Source organism: Nocardia sp. NRRL S-836 (assembly GCF_001279525.1).
Lineage (GTDB): Bacteria > Actinomycetota > Actinomycetes > Mycobacteriales > Pseudonocardiaceae > Lentzea.
The window spans coordinates 40834-61227 of the sequence record NZ_LGDY01000099.1; the positions used below are offsets into that span (position 1 = coordinate 40834).

Genomic DNA, 20394 nt, shown 5'->3' on the forward strand with positions numbered 1-20394 from the left:
GGGGCCCAACCGGTGAACTGTGCCCAACGTCCTACGTGTGTCATGGCTGATAAGGAGAAGATCACCCCCGTCAAGCTCGTCGCGAGCGTGCTCGCCGCCGTCACCGCGGCCGTGCTGAGCCTGCGCCTCAACGTGGTCGGCACGATCATCGGCGCGGTCCTCGCGAGTGTCGTCACCACCGTGGGAGCGGTGCTCTACCAACGGTCGATGGAACGCGAGAAGCGCTGGCAGGTCATCGTCGTCGGCGGTCTGCTCGCCTTCGTCGTCGCCGTTCTCGCCGTCACGAGCGTCCAGCTCGTCTCCGGCACACCGATCGGGCCCGTGCAGAAACCGGAGAAGTCGGAGCGGTCGGAGCCCGCCGAACCGCAGAAAACGGTCACCCGCACCGAAACCAGCACACCGCCGCCCACCGAGACGGTCACCGTCACCGTCCCTCCCGGCACGTCCGGACAGTCGCCGACCGAAAGCACCACGACCACTGCGCCGACCACCACGACGTCGGATGCGCGGCAGTCGACCGGCGGCTCGGCGCCTCCGACCACGACCCAACCCATTCGGTGATCACGTCACTACTTTGAGCGATAGTTAACTGTCAATTGCTACGCACCGCAGTTGATCTGTCGTGAGCTGTGACACACTTCGTCCACAGTCGGGTTCGAGCGTCATAGGTAACAGGCTGGTAACGTCACTCGAACGGGCGAAAGTTTAGCTCCGAAAGAGACTGAAGGAGGGTGCGATGCGGCTCGTGGACGAACCACTGGAGCGCAGTGCCCTCGGCCGAGAGGCCGGAAACGGAGGAGTGGGAGGGGTGGGGCGACCCCTGCCGCCGCCCCACCACCCGTCCCCCTAGAGCCCCCGAGAGAGGTCCCTGCAACCGATCTCTCGGGTTCCCCTGCACCCGAAAGTGAGGGAGACGTCTGATGAACCGCACGAGTGCGGCCCGTGTAACCGGTGCCGTTCTGCTGGCCACCGGAGTCGTGACTGCTCTCAGCGTACCGGCGTTTGGCGCGCCTGCCGCGCCGGTCGGCGGAACTGGTTCCGATACGGAGAGCTACTCGGCCGAGTTGCTCCAAGCGGTCCAGCGTGATTTGGGCCTGAACGCTGACCAGGCACGCGTCCGGTTGGCCTCTGACCTCAAGTCGAGCGAAATCGCGGAGCAGGCGAAGGCCACTCTGGGCGACGCGTTCGGTGGTGCCTGGATCGACCAGACGAGCGGCAGACTGACCGTCGCCGTGACCAGGTCGGGACTCTCCGTGACCGGCGCGGACACCAAGGTCGTCAAGAACTCGCTCACCCAGCTCAACGGCACCAAGTCGGTCCTCGACCTGATGAGCGCTCCTCAGTCGATCGCCGCGTGGCGCGTGGACGAGAAGTCGAACAGCGTCGTGATCGAGGTCAACAAGAACACCAGGGACGCCGCGGCGGAGAAGTTCATCGCCACCGCGAAGTCGCTCAACCCGGCCGTCGCGGTCGAGGAGGTCACCGAGAACGCCAAGCCGCTGTACGACCTGCGTGGTGGCGACGCCATCTACATGGGCAGCGGCGGCCGGTGCTCACTCGGCTTCTCGGTCAGCGGCGGCTTCGTGACCGCGGGCCACTGCGGCACCACCGGCACCTCGGTGTCCGGCTACAACCGCGTGGCGGCCGGCACGTTCGCCGGCTCGACGTTCCCCGGCAACGACTACTCCTGGGTGCGCACCAACTCCAACTGGACCCCGCGTCCGTGGGTCAACCGCTACAACGGCACCAACGTGACCATCCAGGGCTCCACCGTGGCCGCGATCGGCGCACAGATCTGCCGTTCGGGTTCCACGACCGGCTGGCACTGCGGCACGGTCCAGGCCTACAACCAGACCGTGAACTACCCGCAGGGCACCGTCCGCGGCCTCACGCGCACCAACGTGTGCGCGGAGCCCGGTGACTCCGGTGGTTCGTGGGTGGCGGGCTCCGGCTTCGGCCAGGCCCAGGGCGTCACGTCCGGTGGCTCCGGCAACTGCACCTCCGGCGGCACCACGTACTTCCAGCCGGTCAACCCGATCCTGTCGCGCTACGGCCTCACCCTGACCCGCGGCTAGATCCTCCAGCTCCACCCGTGAAGCGCCGTGACACCACTGGTGTCGCGGCGCTTTCCGGTTGCGCGGCTAGCTGAACTGCACCGACCGCTTCGACAGCCCGTACCAGAAGCCGTCGACGCTGGTGCGGGCCTTCTCGTCGCTGGCCGCCCCCAGCGCCACGAACAACGGCGCGAAGTGCTCGGTCCGCGGGTGCGCGATGCCGGCCGCGGGCGCCTTCACCTGGAAGTCCAGCAACGCGTCCACGTCACCGGCCGCCAGCTGCCGGTGTGCCCAGTCGTCGAACTCCCGCGACCACGACGGCGGCGCGTAGTCCGGTCCGGCCGGGAAGTTCACGCAGCTCAGGTTGTGCGTCATGAACCCGCTGCCGACGATCAGGACGTTCTGCTCCCGCAGCGGCGCGAGCTTGCGCCCGATCCCGTGCAGCTCACGCGGGTCGAGCGTGGGCATCGACAGCTGGAGCACCGGCACATCCGCGTCCGGGAACATCTCCTTCAGCGGCACGTACGCGCCGTGGTCCAGCCCGCGCTGCTCGTCCTGCCGAACGTGGCCGCCGAGCAGCTTGCGCACGTCCCGCGCCAGGCCGGGTGCGCCCGGTGCGGCGTAGGTGACGTCGTAGTAGCGCTGCGGGAAGCCCCAGAAGTCGTAGACCAGCGGAACGGTCTCGGTGGCACCGATCGTCGTCGGCGCCTCCTCCCAGTGCGCGGAGACCACGAGCACGGCCTCCGGGCGCGGGAGCGTGGCGGACCAGTCCTTGAGCTCTCTGGTCCACGTGGCGTCATCGGCCAGCGGGGGTGCCCCGTGGCTCAGGTACAGCACTGGTGCGCTCACGGGTTCGAGCGTACGCCGAGTTGTTCAAATTTCAACGACTAAGTTCAAATTTGAACGATTCGGCCGCGGCCTTCGGGTCCTCGGCGTCGGTGATGGCCCGCACGACGACCACGCGCGTCGCCCCCGCGGCCGTGACCTCGTGCAGGTTCCCCAGGTCGATGCCGCCGATCGCGAACCACGGCCGCGCGCTCGTCGTGGCCCTGACCAGGTCCAGTCCCGGCGCCGGGCGGCCGGGCTTGGTCGGCGTCGACCAGCACGGTCCGGTGCAGAAGTAGTCGACGCCGGGCTCGTCGGCCGCGGCCCGCATCTGGTCGACGTCGTGGGTGGACCGGCCGATCACCGGGCCGTCGCCGATGATCGCGCGCGCCAGCGGCACCGGCAGGTCGTCCTGGCCCAGGTGCAGCACGTCGGCGTCCACGGCGTGCGCGATGTCCGCGCGGTCGTTGACGGCCAGCAGCTTCCCGTGGCGCGCGGTGGCTTCCGCGAGCACCTCGATCGCCGCGAGCTCCTGCCTGGCCTCCAGCGACTTGTCCCGCAGCTGGATGATGTCGACGCCACCGGCGAGGGCGGCGTCCGCGAACTCGGCCAGGTCGGGCCGGTCCGGCGTGCAGAGGTACAGCGTCGCGTCGGCGAGTCGTTGCCTGATCAGGTTTCCGTCGAGTCCTGGCACGCACGCACGTTAACCGTTATGTTGAAGGCGGTCCGCACGGGAGCCTGGAGAACACCGGGCTGAGAGGGAGCGTGGTTCGCTCCGACCGTCGAACCTGATCCGGGTCATGCCGGCGCAGGGAGCGTGAATGCCTTGAGCAGTGTGGAAGTGACCGTCCTCGGCGGCGGTGTCATCGGCCTGTCCGTCGCACTCGTCGCGGCACGGGCCGGCTACTCGGTCTCGGTGTCCGACCACGGTTCCCCGCACGCGGGCTCACGGGTCGCGGGCGGCATGCTCGCACCGCTCACGGAGGCCTGGCCGGGCGAGGAAGCCGTGGTGGCGCAGGGTGTCGAGGCGCTGGCGATGTGGCCGGAGTTCGCCGCGTCGATCGGCGTCGAGCTGTTCACCGCGGGCACGCTGGCGGTCGGCACGTCCCCCGGCGACCTCACCGACCTGCGGCACGCCGGGCAGCTGCTGACCTCCCGCGAGATCCGCGCCTTCGAACCCTCACTGGGTCCCGCCGTGCGCGGCGGTGTGCACACGAACGACCTCGCCGTCGACAACCGCGCGCTGCTGTCCGCGCTGCGCAAGGCGTGCGGCGAGGCGGGCGTGCGGTCCGATGTGGACGGAAAGATCAAGGTGATCGCGGCGGGGGCGTGGAGCGCGGGGCTGCACCCGGCGCTGCGGGACGTGGTCCGGCCGGTCAAGGGCGAGATCCTGCGCCTGACCCACCGGCCCGGCGCGTTGCCGCCGCCGAGACACACCATCCGCGCGCTGGTCCAGGGCCGTGCCGTCTACCTGGTGCCGCGCACGGACGGCGTGGTCGTCGGCGCCACCCAGTACGAGGCCGGGTTCGACACCGACGTGACCGTCGCCGGCGTGCGGGATCTGCTGCGGGACGCGGAGGTCGTGCTCCCGGGCCTCGCGGAGTACGCGCTGACCGAGACCGCCGTCGGGTTCCGCGCGGGCAGCCCGGACAACGTCCCGGTGGTGCGCGTGCTCGAACCCGGCGTGATCGCCGCGACCGGCCACCACCGCAACGGCCTGTTGCTGGCACCCCACACCGCGCGCGAGGTGCTGCGGCTGCTGCGTGAAGGAGGAACGTCGTGAAAGCAAAGGTCAACGGCACTTCCCGGGACCTCGCCGACGGCACGTCGGTGGCCGCGGTGGTGTCGCTGGTGGGTGCGCCCGCGCAGGGCGTGGCCGTCGCACTCGACGGCGCCGTGGTGCCGAAGGCGTTGTGGGAGAAGACGATCGTGCCGGACGGCGGCGTGGTCGAGGTGCTGACCGCTGTCCAGGGAGGCTGACGTGGACGATCCGCTGATCATCGCGGGCCGGGAGTTCCGCTCCCGCCTCATCACCGGCACCGGCGGTGCCGCGAACCTCTCCGTGCTGGAACGCGCGCTCGTCGCGTCCGGCACCGAGCTCACCACCGTGGCCATGCGCCGGGTCGACGCCGCGGGCCAGACCGGTGTGCTGGAGCTGTTGCGCCGCCTGGGCATCGAGGTCCTCCCGAACACCGCGGGCTGCCGCACCGCCGCCGAGGCCGTGCTGACCGCGCAGCTCGCCCGTGAGGCGCTGGAGACGAACTGGGTCAAGCTGGAGGTCGTCCACGACGAGGAGACCCTGCTGCCCGACCCGGTCGAGCTCCTCGACGCGGCCGAACGCCTGGTCGGCGACGGCTTCGTCGTGCTGCCCTACACGAACGACGATCCGGTCCTGGCGTCGAAGCTGCAGGACATCGGCTGCGCGACCGTGATGCCGCTGGGCTCGCCGATCGGCACCGGCCTGGGCATCCGCAACCCGCACAACATCGAGCTGATCACCGCACGCGCCACCGTTCCGGTCGTGCTGGACGCGGGCATCGGCACCGCGTCCGACGCCGCGCTGGCCATGGAGCTCGGCTGTTCGGCGGTGCTGCTCGCCACGGCCGTGACCCGCGCGGACGACCCGGAACTCATGGCCGCCGCGATGCGTTGTGCGGTGGAGGGCGGGCGGATGGCTCGGCTCGCCGGGCGGATTCCGCAGCGCTTTTGGGCCCAAGCGTCCTCGCCCGCCCGCTGAGCCGTTACCTTGGTTGCCCGCACGTGAGTTCGCGTCGGTCGTTCGCCGGTCGTGCCCGCCGGACGGCCGGTTTCCCGGCGAACACGCCGCGGGCAGGGCGATCATGCACAGCCGAGGAGGACGACAAGCCGTGACGGCCCCCATTGCCGCCGAGGTCGAGGACGCGACCGCGCGCCTGTACCTGGCGATCGGCCGGCTGGCCCGGTTGCTGCGACGCACCGGTTCCCCCGGACTCGGCCCCGGCGCGGTCTCCGCGCTCGCGACGCTCGCCCGCTGCGGCCCCATGCGCCTGGGCGACCTCGCGACCAAGGAGGGCGTCGCCCCTCCCACGTTGTCCCGCATCGTCGCCGCGCTGGTCGAGGCCGGGTACGTGAAGCGCGAACCCGACCCGCAGGACGGCCGCGCCTGGCTCGCCACCCCCACGCCCGAGGGCGAGACGATGGTGTCCGGCGTGCGCTCCGCCCGTGTGCGTGAGCTGCAGCGCCGCATCGAACAGCTCACGCCCGACCACCAGTCCGCGCTCGTGAACGCCCTGGACGCGCTGGAGACCCTGGTCGGGGAAGAGTCGAAGTAGTTCCACGGCGCCGATCTGCCCAGGACGAACATCACCGTTCCCGTTCTGGGTGGACGCGCCGGGATAACCTTGTGGAAACTTTCCGGCGAACATAGGGGCCACCGCATGAGTCGCCCGGTTGCGGTGCTGGACATCGACGGAACGGTCGCCGACGTCCAGCACCGGCTGCACCTGCTCAGCTCCGACTCACCCGCGCGGTGGACGGCCTTCTTCGACGCTGCCGGAGGGGACGGCCTGCTGCAGCAGGGCGCCGCGCTGGCGCACAAGCTCGCGGTGGACCACGACATCGTGTGGCTCACCGGCCGTCCCGTGCGGATCGCGGACCTCACCCGCCGGTGGCTCGCCGAGTACGGCCTGCCGACCGGCACGTTGCTGATGCAGCGCGAGGGCGACCGCAGACCCGCCCAGGTCGTCAAGCTCGAACGGCTCCAGGAGATCCGGCACCGCCGCACGGTGGTCATGGTCGTGGACGACGACCCGCGGGTCGTGCGCCACCTCCGCGAGGCCGGGCTGCCCGTCCACCAGGCCTCCTGGTCCTCGTGGACGCCCACCAACAGCAACGAGAGCTGACGCGGCTCCTCGCCGTCAGCGGTCCTGACCGGCGAAGAGCCGCAGCAGCGCCTGGTTGAAGGCGTCGAACTCCGCGACCAGCACCTCGCGGGTCCGTGCCGGCACCTCGGCGGCCATGGTGCCGGTGAACTCCTCGGCGTTCACCAGCTCCGTGCCGCCGTCCACAGCCGTGAGCACCTCGCCCGCGACGACGACGTCACCGCGCGGTTCCGCGCCCGCAACCGCCTCCTGCGCCGCCGCTTCGCCGAGGTGGTCGGCGAAGCGGCGGCACTGGAGCTGATCGCGTTCCTGGAAGGCGCGCTCACGGTCTGGCTGCTCGACCCCGAGACCACCGACCTGAGGGCGATGTACGCGCGTTACCTCTCCAGCTTCCAGAACGGCGACACCGGCCCGGACCCCGCACCCAGCGGGTAGGCGGTCGCCACGGACCGCACGATGAAGTCCTTGCCGAACCGCACCGCCTCCGGCACCGAGGCGCCGTGGGCCAGCGCCGAGCTGATCGAGGACGCCAGTGTGTCCCCGCTGCCGTGCGTGTGCTCGGTGTCGTACCGCGGTCCGGGCAGCTCGGTGAACGAACGCCCGTCGTACAGCAGGTCCAGGCACTCCGGGTCGTCCCACATGTGGCCGCCCTTCACCAGCACCCACTCCGGCCCGAGGGCGTGCAGCGCGACGGCCGCCTCCCTCTGGTCCGCCCGGTCCTTGACCGCGATCCCGGTGATCAGCCGCACCTCGTCCAGGTTCGGCGTCACGAGCGTCGCGCGCGGGAACAGCAGCCCCCGCAACGCCTCCAGCGCCGAGTCCGCCAGCAGCTGGTTGCCGTGCATCGACGCCGACACCGGGTCGACCACGAACGGCGTCCGCCCCGACCGGCCGATGCCCGCCGAGTCCAGCGCCGGGGTGACCGCCTCGATGATCGCCGCCGACGCCAGCATCCCGGTCTTCGCCGCCTGCACCCCGATGTCCGAGGCCACGGACACGATCTGCGCCGCGACCACGTCGGGTGGGATCTCGTGCACCCCCGTGACGCCGAGGGAGTTCTGCACGGTCACGGCGGTCAGCGCCGCACAGCCGTGCACCCCGCACGCGAACATCGTGCGGAGGTCGGCCTGAACACCCGCACCACCGCCGGAGTCGCTTCCGGCGATGGTGAGGACCCTCGGAGGTGTCACGAAGTCTCCACGACCGGCAGGTACACCTTGTTGCCGGTGCCGGCGAACTCGCCGGACTTCTCCGCCATGCCGGCCTCGATGGCCTCCACAGTGGACAGTCCGCGTTCCTCGGCGTAGCGCCGCACGTCCTGCGTGATCTTCATCGAGCAGAACTTCGGCCCGCACATCGAGCAGAAGTGCGCCGTCTTCGCGGGCTCGGCGGGCAGGGTCTCGTCGTGGAACGACCGGGCGGTGTCCGGGTCGAGCGAGAGGTTGAACTGGTCCTCCCACCGGAACTCGAACCGCGCCTTCGACAGCGCGTCGTCCCAGTCCTGCACGCCGGGGTGCCCCTTGGCCAGGTCGGCGGAGTGCGCCGCGATCTTGTACGTGATCACGCCGGTCTTCACGTCGTCCCTGTTCGGCAGGCCCAGGTGCTCCTTCGGCGTGACGTAGCAGAGCATCGCGGTGCCCAGCCAGCCGATCTGCGCGGCGCCGATCGCGGAGGTGATGTGGTCGTAGGCCGGTGCGATGTCCGTGGCCAGCGGCCCGAGGGTGTAGAACGGCGCCTCGCCGCACCACTCCTCCTCCAGCCGCACGTTCTCGGCGATCTTGTGCATCGGCACGTGGCCGGGGCCCTCGATCATCACCTGGACGTCCTTGGCGCGCGCGATGTGCGTCAGCTCGCCGAGCGTCCGCAGCTCGGCGAACTGGGCCTCGTCGTTGGCGTCCGCGATCGACCCCGGCCGCAGCCCGTCACCCAGCGAGAACGTCACGTCGTAGGCCCGCAGGATGTCGCAGAGCTCCTCGAAGTGCGTGTAGAGGAAGCTCTCCCGGTGGTGCGCGAGGCACCACGCCGCCATGATCGACCCGCCGCGCGACACGATGCCCGTCACCCGCTTGGCCGTCAGCGGCACGTACCGCAGCAGCACGCCCGCGTGCACGGTCATGTAGTCGACGCCCTGCTCGCACTGCTCGATCACGGTGTCGCGGTACACCTCCCACGACAGCGCGGCCGGGTCGCCGTTGACCTTCTCCAGCGCCTGGTAGATCGGCACGGTGCCGACCGGGACGGGGGAGTTGCGCAGGATCCACTCGCGGGTCTCGTGGATCCGCTTGCCGGTCGAGAGGTCCATGATCGTGTCGGCACCCCAGCGGGTCGCCCACACCATCTTCTCCACCTCGTCCTCGATCGACGACGACACGGCGGAGTTGCCGATGTTCGCGTTGATCTTGACGAGGAACTTCTTGCCGATGATCATCGGCTCGGCCTCGGGGTGCTTGCGGTTCAACGGGATGACCGCACGCCCGATGGCCACCTCGTTGCGCACGAACTCCGCGTCGAGGTTCTCCCGCGCCGCGACGTAGCGCATCTCCGGGGTGATGATCCCGGCCTTCGCGTACGCGAGCTGGCTGACAGCTCCGTTGATCGGTTCCCGTGCCGCGACCCAGCCCGACCTCAGGTCGGGAAGTCCACTGTGGACGTCGATGGCCGCGTTGTCGTCGGTATACGGACCGGAAGTGTCGTAGAGATCGACATGCTCGCCGTTGGTCAGCTCCACCCTGCGGCAGGGCACCCGGATGTCAGGAGCGACTTCCCGGTACACCTTGCGGGACCCCGAGATGGGGCCGGTGGTCACGCTGGGCTTGACCGAACGGTCGTCAAGTGCCGTCACGACATTCCTCCCTACGCCGGCATTACCCGGTCAGGTTCAGGCGGTCGGTGACACCGGCACTGCTGCCAGTCACCCTCTCAGCCCGCTCAGGCGCGAGCTCCCGCGTTGTGTTGAGTTGTCGAGACCCGACCATAGTCACGGTGCGGCGTAGCTGCCAAGGCCGCGTTTTGCCCCTAATCTTCTCGCGTGGCGGATCATCAGCCGTTCCCGCCCGGCGCGCGTCGCGGTCAACGTCCCGCCGTGGTCTCCGCATGCCCTTCGTGCGGTGAGCTCGCCGGCCGGGGCTACCCCGACTGCGGGTTCTGCGCCGAGCTGCTCGACCAGTTCTGGCTCGCGGACTGGGAGGAGCTGCGGATGTCCTCGCAGCTCGCCGACCGTGAGCTGGCCGAGCTCGTGACCTCGGCCGACGTCGGCGTGTACCCCTGGACCTGCGTCGACTGGGCGATGACGCTGCTCGCGTGCTCCCGCTGCGGTGCCGAGCTCGGCACCGGGCCGGTCGAGTGCGTGCGCTGCGCGGTCACCGAGGAACGCCGGTGGAACTGGGACCACGCGGCGCACCCGGACACCATGAGCGCGAACGAGCACCTGCTGCGGGTCGCGCGGTCGGTCCTGCGCGCCCCGCACCGCAAGCGCCCGGCCGTGGTGCAGGCGTGGAAGCTCGTGCTGCCGTTCCTGATCGCCGGCGAGGTGATCGAGTTCGGCCGCCTCGACCGCATCCGCGCCCACGTCCTGGCCGGCGGCTACGCCTCCCTCGCGGCCTGCCACACCCTCGCTGAGCTGGCCGGACTGCCCGAGCTGTTCTGGCGCCGCGGCACCCCGGCCTCAACGCGGGTCGAGTACCAGCCGGACTCCGAGCGCCAGCAGCACGCCGCCCGACAGCTTCTCCAGAGCCGTGCGCACCCGCGGCCGGCCGAGCCAGCCGCGGATGGTGTGCAGGACCGTGACGATCACCAGGTACCAGACGGTGTCGACCACGACCCACAGCACGGCGAGGAGGAGCAGAACCCGCTGGCCGGCCTCCCCGGACGGCGCGAACTGCGGTAGGAACGAGATCGCGAACACGCCCAGCTTCGGGTTGGCCAGGTTCACGACCAGCCCGCTGCGCAGCGCGTGGCCGGGCGGCGGCGCCTCGCTCGGCAGGCTCCTGCTGACCAGCGCCTTCACGCCCAGGTAGACCAAGAACACCGCGCCGCCGATCCGCAGCGCGTGGTACGCGATCTCCGACGCCGTGAGCAGCACCGACAGCCCGAGCGCCGCGGCGACGGCCCAGCACACCACGCCGACCTCCATGCCGAACACCGTCGCCAGCGCGGCCCGCCGCCCGTGCACCGACTGTCGCAGGACCATGGCCGTGCCCGGTCCTGGCGACAGTGCGATGAGGAACGAGGCCGCCACGAAGGCGACGAGGTTGTCCAGGGGCATGCCTCTGATGGTCGCCGACCGCCGCAAGCGGGTTTCTTGACCTGGAGCGCGCTCCAGGATGTTCGCTGGTCGCCATGACGGATCTGGGGAAGCTGGGTTTCGGGACGTGGGCCATGGGCGGCCCGTACACCTTCGGCGGAGAGCCGGTCGGCTGGGGGCCGGCCGACGACGCCGAGTCGCGCAAGGCGCTGCGCAGGGCGTTCGAGCTGGGCGTGACGCTCTTCGACACCGCCGACTCCTACGGCTGCGGCCACGCGGAGACCCTGGTGGGGCAAGCGTTTGCGGACGTCCGCGACCAGGTCGTGATCGCCACGAAGTGGGGCTTCACATTCGACGCCGCGACCCGCCGCATGACGGGGAGCGACGGCTCGGTCGGCCACCTGCGCCGTGCCGTCGAGGGGTCGCTGCGGCGCCTGGGCACCGACCGGATCGACCTGTACCAGCTGCACCTCGGCGACCTCGGCCTGGACGAGGCCGCACTTCTGCGTGACGAGTGCGAGCGGCTCGTCACCGAGGGCAAGATCCGTTCCTACGGCTGGAGCACCGACGACCCCGAACGGGCGCGGTTCTTCACGCAGCTGGAACACGGCGTGGCCGCCCAAGCCGACATCAACGTCCTCTTCGACAACCCCGGCATGTACACGGGGGAGTACGCGGTGCTGTGCCGCCGCCCGCTCGCGATGGGCCTGCTCGCCCGCGAGACGTTCGACGTGCTGCCGCCCGACGACGTGCGCGTCACGAACCCGGCGTGGCTGCGGTTCTTCGTCGACGGCCGCCCGTCACCGGAGTACTTCGCGGCCCGCGAGGCCGTCCGCGACGTGCTGACCTCCGGCGGCCGGACCCTCGTCCAAGGCGCGCTGGCCTGGTTCTGGGCGCGTTCTCCCCGGCTGGTGCCGATCCCGGGCGTGCGCACGGTGGCCCAGGCCGAGGAGAACGCGGCCGCCCTGGAGTTCGGCCCGCTCACACCCGAGCAGCTGGCCCAGGTGGAGTCGGTGCTCCGCTAGTTCCCGCGCGTCAGTCCTCGTCCTCGTCCACGAAGTTGTCGGGGTCGGCCGGGTCCCACGACAGGCCCGGCTGGCCCCACTCGTTGTCGCGCAGCATCCGCTTCGACTCCTTCTTGTACCGGCCGATGAGCCGGTCCAGGTACAGGTAGCCGTTGAGGTGGTCGGTCTCGTGCTGCAGGCAGCGCGCGAAGAACCCGGTGCCCTCGACCTCGAACGGCTGACCGTCCAGGTCCTGCCCGGTGCACTTCGCCCAACGGGCGCGTCCGGTCGGGTACGCCTCGCCCGGCACCGACAGGCAGCCCTCGAAGTCGTCTTCCGGGTCCGGCATGGTCTCCGGGACCTCGGAGGTCTCCAGCACGGGGTTCACGATGACACCGCGGTGCTGCACACCGTCGTCGTCCGGGCAGTCGTACACGAAGACCCGCAGGTCGACACCGATCTGGTTGGCGGCGAGCCCGACTCCGCGAGCGGCTGCCATCGTCTCGAACATGTCGTCGGCGAGCGTTTTCAGCTCGGTGTCGAACTCGGTGACCTCACGTGTGGGGTGGTGAAGTACGGGGTCACCAGCGATGCGGATGCGGTGCACGGCCATGGTCAGACTTTAAGGCGTCCAAAACTGTCGGTGTCGCGCGGTAGGTTGGAACGATCACGTGATTAGATTGCCCGCACCTGAAGGTGTGGCGACCGTGGGGAGCCAGATGGATCACGCCGAGGCGCTTTCTACCACTGATGGCCTGACCAGCCGTGAACGCACGATGCTCGCGTTCGAGCGTCAGTGGTGGAAGTACTCGGGATCCAAGGAACAGGCCATCAGGGAACTGTTCGACATGTCCGCGACCCGGTACTACCAGCTGCTCAACGGCCTGATCGAGTCCGAAGCCGCCCTGGCTGCGGACCCGATGCTGGTCAAGCGGCTGCGCGGGGTCAGGACAGGCCGCCAAAGGGTTCGCGCCCGCGCCAGGAGCACCGAGGACTGATGACCTCCCCCGAGTCCGCAAGCCCGTCGCGCCCGGCCAAGGCCGCCGGGTTCGCCCTCCTCGGCGTCGCCGCCGTGGCCGTCGTGATCGGAGTCGTGAGCCTCTTCGGCGGCTCCGACGAAGCCCCGCCCTCAGCCGGCGGCACGACCACCACGCCGCCGCCGCAACAGACCACCACCGAGCAACCGTCGTCGTCGCAGCCGTCGTCGTCGGCGCCGTCGCAGTCCAGCACTCCGTCCGCGCCCCCGTCGACCCCTGCCCAGAGCGGGTCGACACCCCCGCAGGCCACCACGACAGCGGTCCCGCCGCCCCCGGTCGCCCCGCCCGGCGTCGCGAAGGTCCCGGTCCGCGTCTACAACAACAGCACCATCGCCGGCCTCGCCGCCCGCGCCTCCGACGAGGTGCGCGCGAACGGCTGGCAGGTCGCCGAGACCGGCAACTACTCGGGCGGCACGATCCCGACGACGACCGTCTACTTCCGTCCCGGCACCGACGAGGAAGCCTCGGCCAGAGAGCTCGCCGCCGTGCTCAAGGCTCGCGTCGAACCGCGCTTCACCGGCATCGACCACGCGGCACCCGGCATCATCCTGATCGTGACGAACGACTACCGGGGCCCGTCGGGCAGCAAGTAGACCAGCCGGCGCCAGGCCTCCGCGGAGAACGCGAGCACGTCACCGCTCGCGTTCTTCGAGTCCCGCACCAGCACGTCGTGGCCGACCGACACCTCGACGCACTCGCCGTTGGGGTCGCCGTTGCTGTAGCTGCTCTTACGCCAGGTCCGGTCCAGGGTCATGGGCGTCCTTTCGAAGTGCGCTGACGTACTCCATCAGCTTGCGCTTCGATTGTTCCGCATCCAAGGCCACCGCTTCCAGGCGCCGGAAGAGCGCCCGGCTTCGTTCGACGGCGACGTCGCTCTGAGCGAACACCTTGGCCACGTCGGTCTCGGTGTAGGTCACCGGCGCAGCCTTCCCGAACTCGTACAAGGTGCATTTCGTGTGCACAGCCAACTCCTTGGCTTCTGCTGGCACGATCCTCAGCATGTGGGTGCTGAAGAGCAACCGCAGGAGTTGGTCCTCCCTGGTCTGCAAGTCGCCCAGCAGAATCTGCAGAGCGAGCTCGTGCAGGTAGAACATGACCTCCGGAGGGCGAGGACGCCGCAGGATGGTCTGGCGCTCCATCCTCAGCTGCACACCCCACTCGACCCCAGCGCTGGCCGCGATCCCGGTCTCGTCGATCAGGGCACGCGCGTAGTTGTCCGTCTGGACCAGCCCATGCGGCGTGAGGATGTCGTACGCGGTGATCTTGGTGGCCAGCGCCTCGGTCATGGCGATCGTCCGCAGATTGTCGGAAACCTGCGCGAAGTAGGGGTCGAAGGCGTTGTGGTACCTGCTCCGGAACTCCTGCAGATACCCCAGGTCCTTCCCGCAGGCCGTCATGATCTGCGCGAGGTCGACGTCGCTCGCCCGCGCCTTCCCGTGCTCGATGTTGGACACCTTGCTCGGGTCCCAGCCGAGGTAGATGGCGAACTGACGGCCGTTCATCCTGGTCGTGGTTTCACGCAACAGCCGCAGCTCGTCACCCAGGTCTCGGCTGAGCGCGGTGGAAGTGGTGGCAGACATGCCTCAGAACGCTATGACTTGCACTTATTCCATGCCACGCGCTCGTTCGGGTGAAAACGTCAGCGCGCCGCCGCATAGGCCGCGAGCCCGGCCAGCTGCACCGGGTCCAGCGACGGCCGCACCACCTGACGTGCCTTCGCGAGGTGCGCCTGCGTGACCTCCGCGGCCTCCAACGACTCGCGCATCGCGGTCAGCGCCGCCTCCCGCACCAGCGCCGCGCAGTCCGCCGCCGAGTACATGTCGAGGTCCGCCGCCAGCTCCGCGAGGTTCACATCGCTCGCCAACGGCGTGTTCTTCGACGCCGCCTTCAAGATCTCCGTGCGCGCGTCCGCATCGGGCGGCGACACGTACACGAGCCGCTCCAGCCGTCCCGGCCGCAGCAGCGCCGGGTCGATGAGCTCGGGCCGGTTCGTCGCGCCGATGACCACGACGTCCCGCATCGGCTCCACCCCGTCCAGCTCGGTGAGCAGCGCCGCCACCACCCGGTCCGCCACCCCGCTGTCCGACGACTGCCCCCGCCGCGGCGCCAGCGCGTCCACCTCGTCCAGGAACACCAGCGCCGGAGCCGCGTCCGCCGCCCGCCGGAACAGCTCGCGCACGGCCCGTTCCGACTCGCCGACGAACTTGTCCATCAGCTCAGCGCCCTTGACCGTGAGCACGTTCAACTGCCCCGACCCGGCGAGCGCACGCACCAGGAACGTCTTGCCACATCCCGGCGGCCCGTACAGCAACACACCGCGCGGCGGCGCGACACCAAGCCGTGCAAAGGAGTCCGGGTACCGCAACGGCCACAGCGCCGCTTCCGTGAGCGCCTGCTTGGTCTCGACCATGTCGCCCACGTCGTCCAGCGTCAGCCCACCCGTCTGGATGGTGTCCGACGCCGACATGGAGATCGGCCGCACCGTTCCCAGCGCCCCGAGCAGGTCCTCCTGCCCGACCCGCGGCTCCTCGACGTTCCGCTGCCGCAACGCCGCCCTGACCGCGGCCTCCCGCCGCAACGCGCACAGGTCCGCCGCCACGAACCCCGGCGTCTTCTCCGCCACCGCCGCGAAGTCCACATCGGACTCCACCGGCACGTCCTTCATCAGCACCCGCAACAGCTCCGCGCGCGTGGCCCCGTCCGGCAACGGCAACGTCAGCTCACGATCCACCAACTCCGGCGCCCGCAACCGCGCGTCCACGGACTCCGCACGCGCCGACGTGACCACCAACGCCAGGTTCGGCCGCGACACGGCCGTCTTCAAGATCTCCAGCACCACCGTCGCCACCGGCGGGGGAGTGGTCGGCAGCAACGCGTCGATGTCCGTGATCAGCAGCACCGTCGGATGCTCCGGCACCGCGGCAATGGCGTCCCCGAGCTGCTTGGCCATCGCCCCGGCCTCCAGCACCGCGATGCTCGGCGCCGCCAACTCCACCAGCTCAGCCCCGACACTGCTCGAAACCGCCCGCACCAACGTCGCCTTGCCGACCCCTTCAGGCCCACTCACCATCGCCGCGAGCCGCGCCTGCGCCCCGAGCCTGGTGAGCAACTCCGGCTGCCGGAACATCAGCTCCAGCCACTCGGTCAGCCGCCGAGCCTGCTCCTTCTGCCCGACGAGGTTCGCCACCGGCAACGCCTCGTGCTTCTCCTGCACCACCACCGGCGTCACCTCAGCCGCCGGCGCCTGCGCAGACCGCCACCCCACGACACTCGACGGCTGCACCGCCACCGGCCCGGCTGGATCCGTCGAGGTGATGGTGATCAGCTCGTTGGTCCACGTCATCCCGATGGCGTTGCTGAGCCTGCGCCGCGTCTCACTGACGTTCGCCTCCGGCGGCGGCGCCAAGTCCTGCGGCAGCAACGACACGTTGTCCCCAACGGTCAACACCTTGCCCGTCAACGCCATCCGCACGTGCTCCGGCGTCAACGCCGTGGTCGCCAACCGCGACCCCGCCACCGTGATGCTCCGCGCCGCCTCGACCCTGATCGGCGCCACCACGATCTCCGCCCCCTCGACCACCCCGAGGTTGGTGAGCGTGACGTCGTCCACCAGCACCACCCCAGGCGGCTGCTCGCCCGCGGCCGCAAGCGCCGCACTGACCCGCGCGCCGGTCAGCTGCACGGCATCCCACGCGCGCAACCCCAGGGCGTCGAGCACCTCGCGGTGGAGGCGGACAACGCCGCGCCGGGTGTCCAGAGCGGACGGGGACAGGCGAGCCGTCAGCGTGATCACCCCCCGAACTGTAGTTCCTCCGGCCGCATCGCTCAGCGCATTCCGCCGCGGACGGTCACACATCGGTCACACATCGGCCTGTTTGACCCAGGTGGCCGATTGATCTCAATTGGGCACTGATTGATGCTGGCTGTCGCGAAGGGGAGATTTTCGACATGGGGGGATGTATTTAATGCGCCAAAGACAGGCGCGTGGCTTTCGCATGCGCGCGTTCTCTTTTGTATTGGCTCTGTCGGCTGGAATCGTGACGCCTGTCGCGAACGCCGCACCGGCGCCGGCCGAACTGCCGGATGAGGCGTCGGCGCAAGCGGCAGCGCGGAAGTTCGACAAGCCGGTGAAGGTTTCCGGGCTCACGACGGAGGCGTCGGAGACCGTGGCGAACCCGAACGGCACGATGACGCTCACCCAGACACTTTTGCCGGAACGGGCGAAACGCGACGGAAAATGGGTTCCGGTCGAGGAGAAACTGCGCAAGCACGCGGACGGCGTGATTCGTCCGGAGGCGACGGTGGTCGATCTCCGGTTCGCGGGGAAGGGCAGGGGAACGCCGCTCGCGGTGATCGCCAAGGACGGTGTCGAGGCGGGCCTCAGCTGGGGGGAGGCGTTGCCGGAACCGGTGATCGACGGCGCCACGACCACCTATCAGGAGGTGTGGCCGGGCGTCGACCTGAAGGTGGTGGCGTCCGCTATCGGGTTCAGCCAGGTACTGGTCGTGAAAACCGCGGAGGCCGCGAAGTCGGAGAAACTGCGCAAGATCACCTACGGCTCGTACGTCAAGGGCGGCAAGCTGAGCCACGTCGACGGTTCACTGCAGGTCGAGGACGACAAGGGGCAGGTCCGGTTCACCGGCGACGCCTCGCAGATGTGGGATGCCACCGGCCGCCCGGCCAAGATGGGGGTCGAGGTCACCGACAGCACCGTTTCCGTGCTGCCCGACCAGGCGTTTCTGGCCTCACCGCAGACGAAGTTCCCCGTGTCGATCGACCCGAGCTACCGGTGGGCCGGGTACAAGAACCACCACGCGGTCGCCCAGGAGCTGTTCCCGGATGCCCGCAACTACGACCGCACCGATGGCGTGCTGGGAGATCTCAAGGCGGGCTGGCACAGCTCTACCGGCTATTCGCTCTCCTACATCGAAATGAACGTCGCGCCGATGCTCGGCAAGTGGATGAGTTCGGCGAAACTCGCGATGAACGTCATCCACTCCTCGCATTGCAGTGAGGCCGAAGCAACCGGACTGTGGAACACCGGGCCGATCGGACCGGAAACCAGGTACGAGGCAGGACCGCAGTGGTACAACCGGCAGTCCTCGATCAACACGAAGAACAACAGCGATTTCTGCCCCGGTGACGGGCAAGCCGAGTTCGACGTCCTCGGTGTCATCAGACATCAGGTCCAGAACGGGTTCGGGTACATGACCGTCGGGCTCGCGACCGATAGCGGGAACAGGAACGACAAGGCGTGGCGCCGGTTCGCCCTCAACCCGGTGCTTCGGGTTGAGTACAACTCGTACCCGCACATGGCGGCCGACCTCAGCCTTGAGCGCGGCAAGCTGCCGTGCCACGAGGGCGGCCCGGCGACCAGGGTGTACGTGCCGACGAGGACGCCGCGCATGCGCGGCAAGCTGTACGACCCCGACGGCGGCTCGTTGTACTCGGTGTTCGAGCTGTACAAGGGCGTGCGGGAGAACGGCGCCCTCATCGGGCGCTACCAGAACCAGGACACCCCGTCCGGGTCCTACTCCGAGGCCGAGGTGCAGCCGGGCACGATCACGGCGGACGGTCTCTACCTCTGGGGTCTGAACACCGGCGACGCCGGCCTCGAGTCGGGGTTCCAGGCCAACCTGTGCGAGTTCGTCGTGGACACGGTCAAACCGGTTGCGCCGAAGCTGAGCTCGCGCGAATACCCCCTGTCACAGCCCGGCGGCGGTGTGGGCGTGACAGGCACGTTCGAGCTCGACTCGCTGCGATCGGCGAACGACGACGTCGTGCAGTTCCTCTACTCGTTCACCGAGGACGGCGGTGAGCCCAGCAAACCCGTTGTCCCCAACTCCGATGGCAAAGCGACGATCCGGTGGACGCCGGGCACAGCGGGTACGCAGACGCTGTTCGTGAAGTCGGTGGACCGCGCCGGCAACCTGTCCGACCTCCAGCGGTACGACTTCATCGTCCTGCCCGGCGGCCCTCCCGCCGCGCACTGGACGTTGGACGGCACGCTGACCGACGTCAACGGCGGCAACACGCTCACCCCCGTCGGCAACCCGGATCTGGCCGCTGCCGGTTACGCGGGCACGGGTGTCCGGCTGAACGTGACGCAGGACCACCTCAGCGCCGCCGCCGTCGTGGACACGTCGAAGAACTTCACGATGTCGGCCTGGGCGAAGGTGGACAGCGGTGACATCGGCCGCACGGTCCTCTCCACCGGGGATGCCACCACGCTCAGTGCCGCCCTGTACTACGAGCAGACCGTCAAGCGGTGGTCATTCGGCATGACCGCGGCGAACAACAGGGCCGACCTCAAGGTGGTGCGCTCGCGCAACGAGGCGCAGGCCGGCGTCTGGACCCACCTGACCGGCACCTACGAATCCACTGCGAAGACCCTGGCCCTGCACGTGGACGGCGTGAAACAGGGTGAGGTCACCGGGCTGGAGGGTTGGCAGGCCGCCCAGCTGCTGGTCGGTCGCCACCGGTGGAACGGCCAGGACGCCAACGGGTTCATCGGCTCGATCGACGAGGTCAAGCTCTACGGGCGCACGCTGAACGACGCCGAGATCAAGGTGCTGGCCAAGCAGGCCGGGATCCGCGCCCACTACAAGATGGGTGAAGGCGCCGGTACCTCGACCAAGGACGAGGTGACCGGCAGGACCGCCGCGCTGGGCGGGAAGACCGCGTGGGAGCGGGACGGCGACTTCACGTCGTTGCGGCTCAACGGACCTGCCGCCGACGGTCAGCCGCAGGACGCGGAGGCGTTCGTCTCCCTGCCGGCGCCGGGCATCCGCACGGACCGCTCCTTCACGATGTCAGCGTGGGCGAAGCTGGACCTGGAAGCGCACGAGGACAAGGCCAGGGTGGTCGCGAGCCTGGTGCACAACGGAACCTCACTGCTCGACCTGAGGTACGGCGGCGCCTCGAAGAAGTGGGAGTTCGTGATGGGCGGCACCACCGTGCAGACCACCAACCGTGCGGAGCTGCAGGAGTGGGTGCACCTGACGGTCGTCCACGACACGACCAACTCCGAGATGCTGCTCTACCTCAACGGTGTCTACATCACCAGAGCCCCGTTCACCGGCGGGAACGCGCAGACCGCGGCCACTTTGGAGCTCGGCAGGCGTACGGCTGCCACAGCCGCGGGTGCTTTCTGGAAGGGCGGTCTCGACGAGGTGCGCGTGTACGCGGGCGCGCTCTCCGACGAGCAGATCCTGACGCTCGCCGTTCGCAGCTGATCCAGCAGTCACCACCTAACAGAGGAAACCAATGCGTGCCCACAGCAGGTGGTCGCGCGCTCTAGCCCTGTCGCTGGGCTGGGTCATGATCGCCGGCGTCGTCTCCGCGACGTCGGCGGTTGCCCAGCCCACGGGT

Annotated in this window: 22 protein-coding genes and 2 riboswitches; of the genes, 12 read left to right on the plus strand and 10 right to left on the minus strand. The window is 69.5% G+C overall.

Features of this window, described 5'->3' with window-relative positions; genetic code table 11:
* Positions 1–42: 42 nt before the first annotated feature.
* On the plus strand, positions 43–561 hold the full coding sequence (locus tag ADL03_RS19610; RefSeq protein ID WP_053734947.1) for a hypothetical protein: 519 nt from the start codon (positions 43–45) through the stop codon (positions 559–561).
* A gap of 560 nt (positions 562–1121) precedes the next feature.
* Positions 1122–2075, plus strand: coding sequence for a S1 family peptidase (locus ADL03_RS19615; protein WP_197288470.1), 954 nt, complete (start codon positions 1122–1124; stop codon positions 2073–2075).
* A gap of 66 nt (positions 2076–2141) precedes the next feature.
* Here ADL03_RS19615 and ADL03_RS19620 read toward each other — a convergent pair whose 3' ends face one another.
* The gene (locus ADL03_RS19620; RefSeq protein ID WP_082373280.1) at positions 2142–2903 is read right to left on the minus strand and encodes a dioxygenase; all 762 of its coding nucleotides are present in this window, start codon (positions 2901–2903) and stop codon (positions 2142–2144) included.
* 31 nt (positions 2904–2934) lie between these two features.
* A complete protein-coding gene (gene thiE / locus ADL03_RS19625) occupies positions 2935–3573 on the minus strand; it encodes a thiamine phosphate synthase (protein ID WP_053734950.1) in 639 nt (212 codons plus the stop codon).
* A gap of 26 nt (positions 3574–3599) precedes the next feature.
* Positions 3600–3711: riboswitch (TPP riboswitch) on the plus strand.
* A 3-nt stretch (positions 3712–3714) separates the two neighbouring features.
* Between thiE and ADL03_RS19630 the strand changes: the two genes are divergently transcribed.
* The 5 genes from ADL03_RS19630 (at position 3715) to ADL03_RS19650 (ending at position 6760) form a co-directional block, all read left to right on the plus strand.
* Positions 3715–4662, plus strand: coding sequence for an FAD-dependent oxidoreductase (locus ADL03_RS19630; RefSeq protein WP_231642035.1), 948 nt, complete (start codon positions 3715–3717; stop codon positions 4660–4662).
* Positions 4659–4859 carry a sulfur carrier protein ThiS gene (gene thiS, locus ADL03_RS19635; RefSeq protein ID WP_053734952.1) on the plus strand — a complete coding sequence of 67 codons (201 nt, stop codon included), beginning with the start codon at positions 4659–4661 and terminating at the stop codon, positions 4857–4859. Before ADL03_RS19630 ends, thiS begins: the two co-directional genes overlap by 4 nt.
* 1 nt (position 4860) lies before the next feature.
* The gene (locus ADL03_RS19640; RefSeq protein ID WP_053734953.1) at positions 4861–5616 is read left to right on the plus strand and encodes a thiazole synthase; all 756 of its coding nucleotides are present in this window, start codon (positions 4861–4863) and stop codon (positions 5614–5616) included.
* Between the two features lie 130 nt (positions 5617–5746).
* Complete coding sequence (locus ADL03_RS19645) at positions 5747–6190, plus strand: MarR family winged helix-turn-helix transcriptional regulator (protein WP_197288471.1); 444 nt, start codon at positions 5747–5749, stop codon at positions 6188–6190.
* 105 nt (positions 6191–6295) lie between these two features.
* Positions 6296–6760: a hypothetical protein gene (locus tag ADL03_RS19650; protein ID WP_053734954.1), complete on the plus strand. Its 465-nt coding sequence runs from the start codon at positions 6296–6298 to the stop codon at positions 6758–6760.
* A gap of 15 nt (positions 6761–6775) precedes the next feature.
* Here the strand turns inward: ADL03_RS19650 and ADL03_RS47190 are convergent, their stop codons facing one another.
* Positions 6776–6925 carry a hypothetical protein gene (locus tag ADL03_RS47190; RefSeq protein WP_157528950.1) on the minus strand — a complete coding sequence of 50 codons (150 nt, stop codon included), beginning with the start codon at positions 6923–6925 and terminating at the stop codon, positions 6776–6778.
* An 84-nt stretch (positions 6926–7009) separates the two neighbouring features.
* Between ADL03_RS47190 and ADL03_RS47195 the strand changes: the two genes are divergently transcribed.
* A complete protein-coding gene (locus ADL03_RS47195; protein WP_157528952.1) occupies positions 7010–7174 on the plus strand; it encodes a hypothetical protein in 165 nt (54 codons plus the stop codon).
* On the opposite strand, the gene thiD is transcribed toward ADL03_RS47195, so the two are convergent.
* The 3 genes from thiD to ADL03_RS19665 all read right to left on the minus strand — a co-directional run bounded on the left by thiD (position 7117) and on the right by ADL03_RS19665 (position 11003).
* Positions 7117–7929: a bifunctional hydroxymethylpyrimidine kinase/phosphomethylpyrimidine kinase gene (gene thiD, locus ADL03_RS19655; protein ID WP_053734955.1), complete on the minus strand. Its 813-nt coding sequence runs from the start codon at positions 7927–7929 to the stop codon at positions 7117–7119. The two genes, ADL03_RS47195 and thiD, sit on opposite strands and share 58 nt — an antisense overlap.
* Positions 7926–9581 (minus strand): phosphomethylpyrimidine synthase ThiC, encoded by a 1656-nt coding sequence (gene thiC / locus ADL03_RS19660; RefSeq protein WP_053734956.1) that lies wholly within the window; start codon positions 9579–9581, stop codon positions 7926–7928. Before thiC ends, thiD begins: the two co-directional genes overlap by 4 nt.
* Positions 9571–9695: riboswitch (TPP riboswitch) on the minus strand. It overlaps the preceding gene by 11 nt.
* 708 nt (positions 9696–10403) lie before the next feature.
* The gene (locus tag ADL03_RS19665; RefSeq protein ID WP_053734957.1) at positions 10404–11003 is read right to left on the minus strand and encodes a LysE family translocator; all 600 of its coding nucleotides are present in this window, start codon (positions 11001–11003) and stop codon (positions 10404–10406) included.
* A 74-nt stretch (positions 11004–11077) separates the two neighbouring features.
* Here ADL03_RS19665 and ADL03_RS19670 point away from each other — a divergent pair, with 74 nt between their 5' ends.
* Positions 11078–12007 carry an aldo/keto reductase gene (locus ADL03_RS19670; RefSeq protein WP_053734958.1) on the plus strand — a complete coding sequence of 310 codons (930 nt, stop codon included), beginning with the start codon at positions 11078–11080 and terminating at the stop codon, positions 12005–12007.
* Positions 12008–12017: 10 nt separating this feature from the next.
* On the opposite strand, the gene ADL03_RS19675 is transcribed toward ADL03_RS19670, so the two are convergent.
* A complete protein-coding gene (locus ADL03_RS19675; RefSeq protein WP_053734959.1) occupies positions 12018–12599 on the minus strand; it encodes a peptide deformylase in 582 nt (193 codons plus the stop codon).
* A 106-nt stretch (positions 12600–12705) separates the two neighbouring features.
* Here ADL03_RS19675 and ADL03_RS19680 point away from each other — a divergent pair, with 106 nt between their 5' ends.
* Positions 12706–12984 (plus strand): DUF3263 domain-containing protein, encoded by a 279-nt coding sequence (locus tag ADL03_RS19680; protein WP_053734995.1) that lies wholly within the window; start codon positions 12706–12708, stop codon positions 12982–12984.
* The gene (locus ADL03_RS19685) at positions 12984–13616 is read left to right on the plus strand and encodes a LytR C-terminal domain-containing protein (protein WP_053734960.1); all 633 of its coding nucleotides are present in this window, start codon (positions 12984–12986) and stop codon (positions 13614–13616) included. The genes ADL03_RS19680 and ADL03_RS19685 overlap by 1 nt, the downstream gene beginning before the upstream one ends.
* On the opposite strand, the gene ADL03_RS19690 is transcribed toward ADL03_RS19685, so the two are convergent.
* Genes ADL03_RS19690 through ADL03_RS19700 form a run of 3 tightly spaced genes read right to left on the minus strand, consistent with a single transcriptional unit; the run spans position 13589 to position 16879 of the window.
* Positions 13589–13777, minus strand: a complete 189-nt coding sequence (locus ADL03_RS19690; RefSeq protein WP_053734961.1) for a DUF397 domain-containing protein — start codon at positions 13775–13777, stop codon at positions 13589–13591. The genes ADL03_RS19685 and ADL03_RS19690 overlap by 28 nt on opposite strands.
* Entirely contained in the window at positions 13752–14603 is an 852-nt protein-coding gene (locus ADL03_RS19695; RefSeq protein ID WP_053734962.1) for a helix-turn-helix transcriptional regulator, read from the minus strand. The genes ADL03_RS19690 and ADL03_RS19695 overlap by 26 nt, the downstream gene beginning before the upstream one ends.
* A gap of 59 nt (positions 14604–14662) precedes the next feature.
* Positions 14663–16879, minus strand: coding sequence for an AAA family ATPase (locus tag ADL03_RS19700; RefSeq protein ID WP_082373283.1), 2217 nt, complete (start codon positions 16877–16879; stop codon positions 14663–14665).
* Between the two features lie 139 nt (positions 16880–17018).
* Between ADL03_RS19700 and ADL03_RS19705 the strand changes: the two genes are divergently transcribed.
* The gene (locus tag ADL03_RS19705; RefSeq protein ID WP_063798645.1) at positions 17019–20258 is read left to right on the plus strand and encodes a LamG-like jellyroll fold domain-containing protein; all 3240 of its coding nucleotides are present in this window, start codon (positions 17019–17021) and stop codon (positions 20256–20258) included.
* Positions 20259–20394 lie beyond the last annotated feature (136 nt).

What these genes read in the sequence shown, in the direction of transcription:
- ADL03_RS19610 (WP_053734947.1), top strand. Translation starts at nt 43, where the DNA reads ATGGCTGATAAGGAGAAGATCACCCCCGTCAAGCTCGTCGCGAGCGTG.
- ADL03_RS19650 (WP_053734954.1), top strand. Translation starts at nt 6,296, where the DNA reads ATGAGTCGCCCGGTTGCGGTGCTGGACATCGACGGAACGGTCGCCGAC.
- ADL03_RS19665 (WP_053734957.1), bottom strand. Translation starts at nt 11,003, where the DNA reads ATGCCCCTGGACAACCTCGTCGCCTTCGTGGCGGCCTCGTTCCTCATC.
- ADL03_RS19670 (WP_053734958.1), top strand. Translation starts at nt 11,078, where the DNA reads ATGACGGATCTGGGGAAGCTGGGTTTCGGGACGTGGGCCATGGGCGGC.
- ADL03_RS19675 (WP_053734959.1), bottom strand. Translation starts at nt 12,599, where the DNA reads ATGGCCGTGCACCGCATCCGCATCGCTGGTGACCCCGTACTTCACCAC.
- ADL03_RS19680 (WP_053734995.1), top strand. Translation starts at nt 12,706, where the DNA reads ATGGATCACGCCGAGGCGCTTTCTACCACTGATGGCCTGACCAGCCGT.
- ADL03_RS19685 (WP_053734960.1), top strand. Translation starts at nt 12,984, where the DNA reads ATGACCTCCCCCGAGTCCGCAAGCCCGTCGCGCCCGGCCAAGGCCGCC.
- ADL03_RS19690 (WP_053734961.1), bottom strand. Translation starts at nt 13,777, where the DNA reads ATGACCCTGGACCGGACCTGGCGTAAGAGCAGCTACAGCAACGGCGAC.
- ADL03_RS19695 (WP_053734962.1), bottom strand. Translation starts at nt 14,603, where the DNA reads ATGTCTGCCACCACTTCCACCGCGCTCAGCCGAGACCTGGGTGACGAG.
- ADL03_RS19700 (WP_082373283.1), bottom strand. Translation starts at nt 16,879, where the DNA reads ATGTGTGACCGTCCGCGGCGGAATGCGCTGAGCGATGCGGCCGGAGGA.
- ADL03_RS19705 (WP_063798645.1), top strand. Translation starts at nt 17,019, where the DNA reads ATGCGCGCGTTCTCTTTTGTATTGGCTCTGTCGGCTGGAATCGTGACG.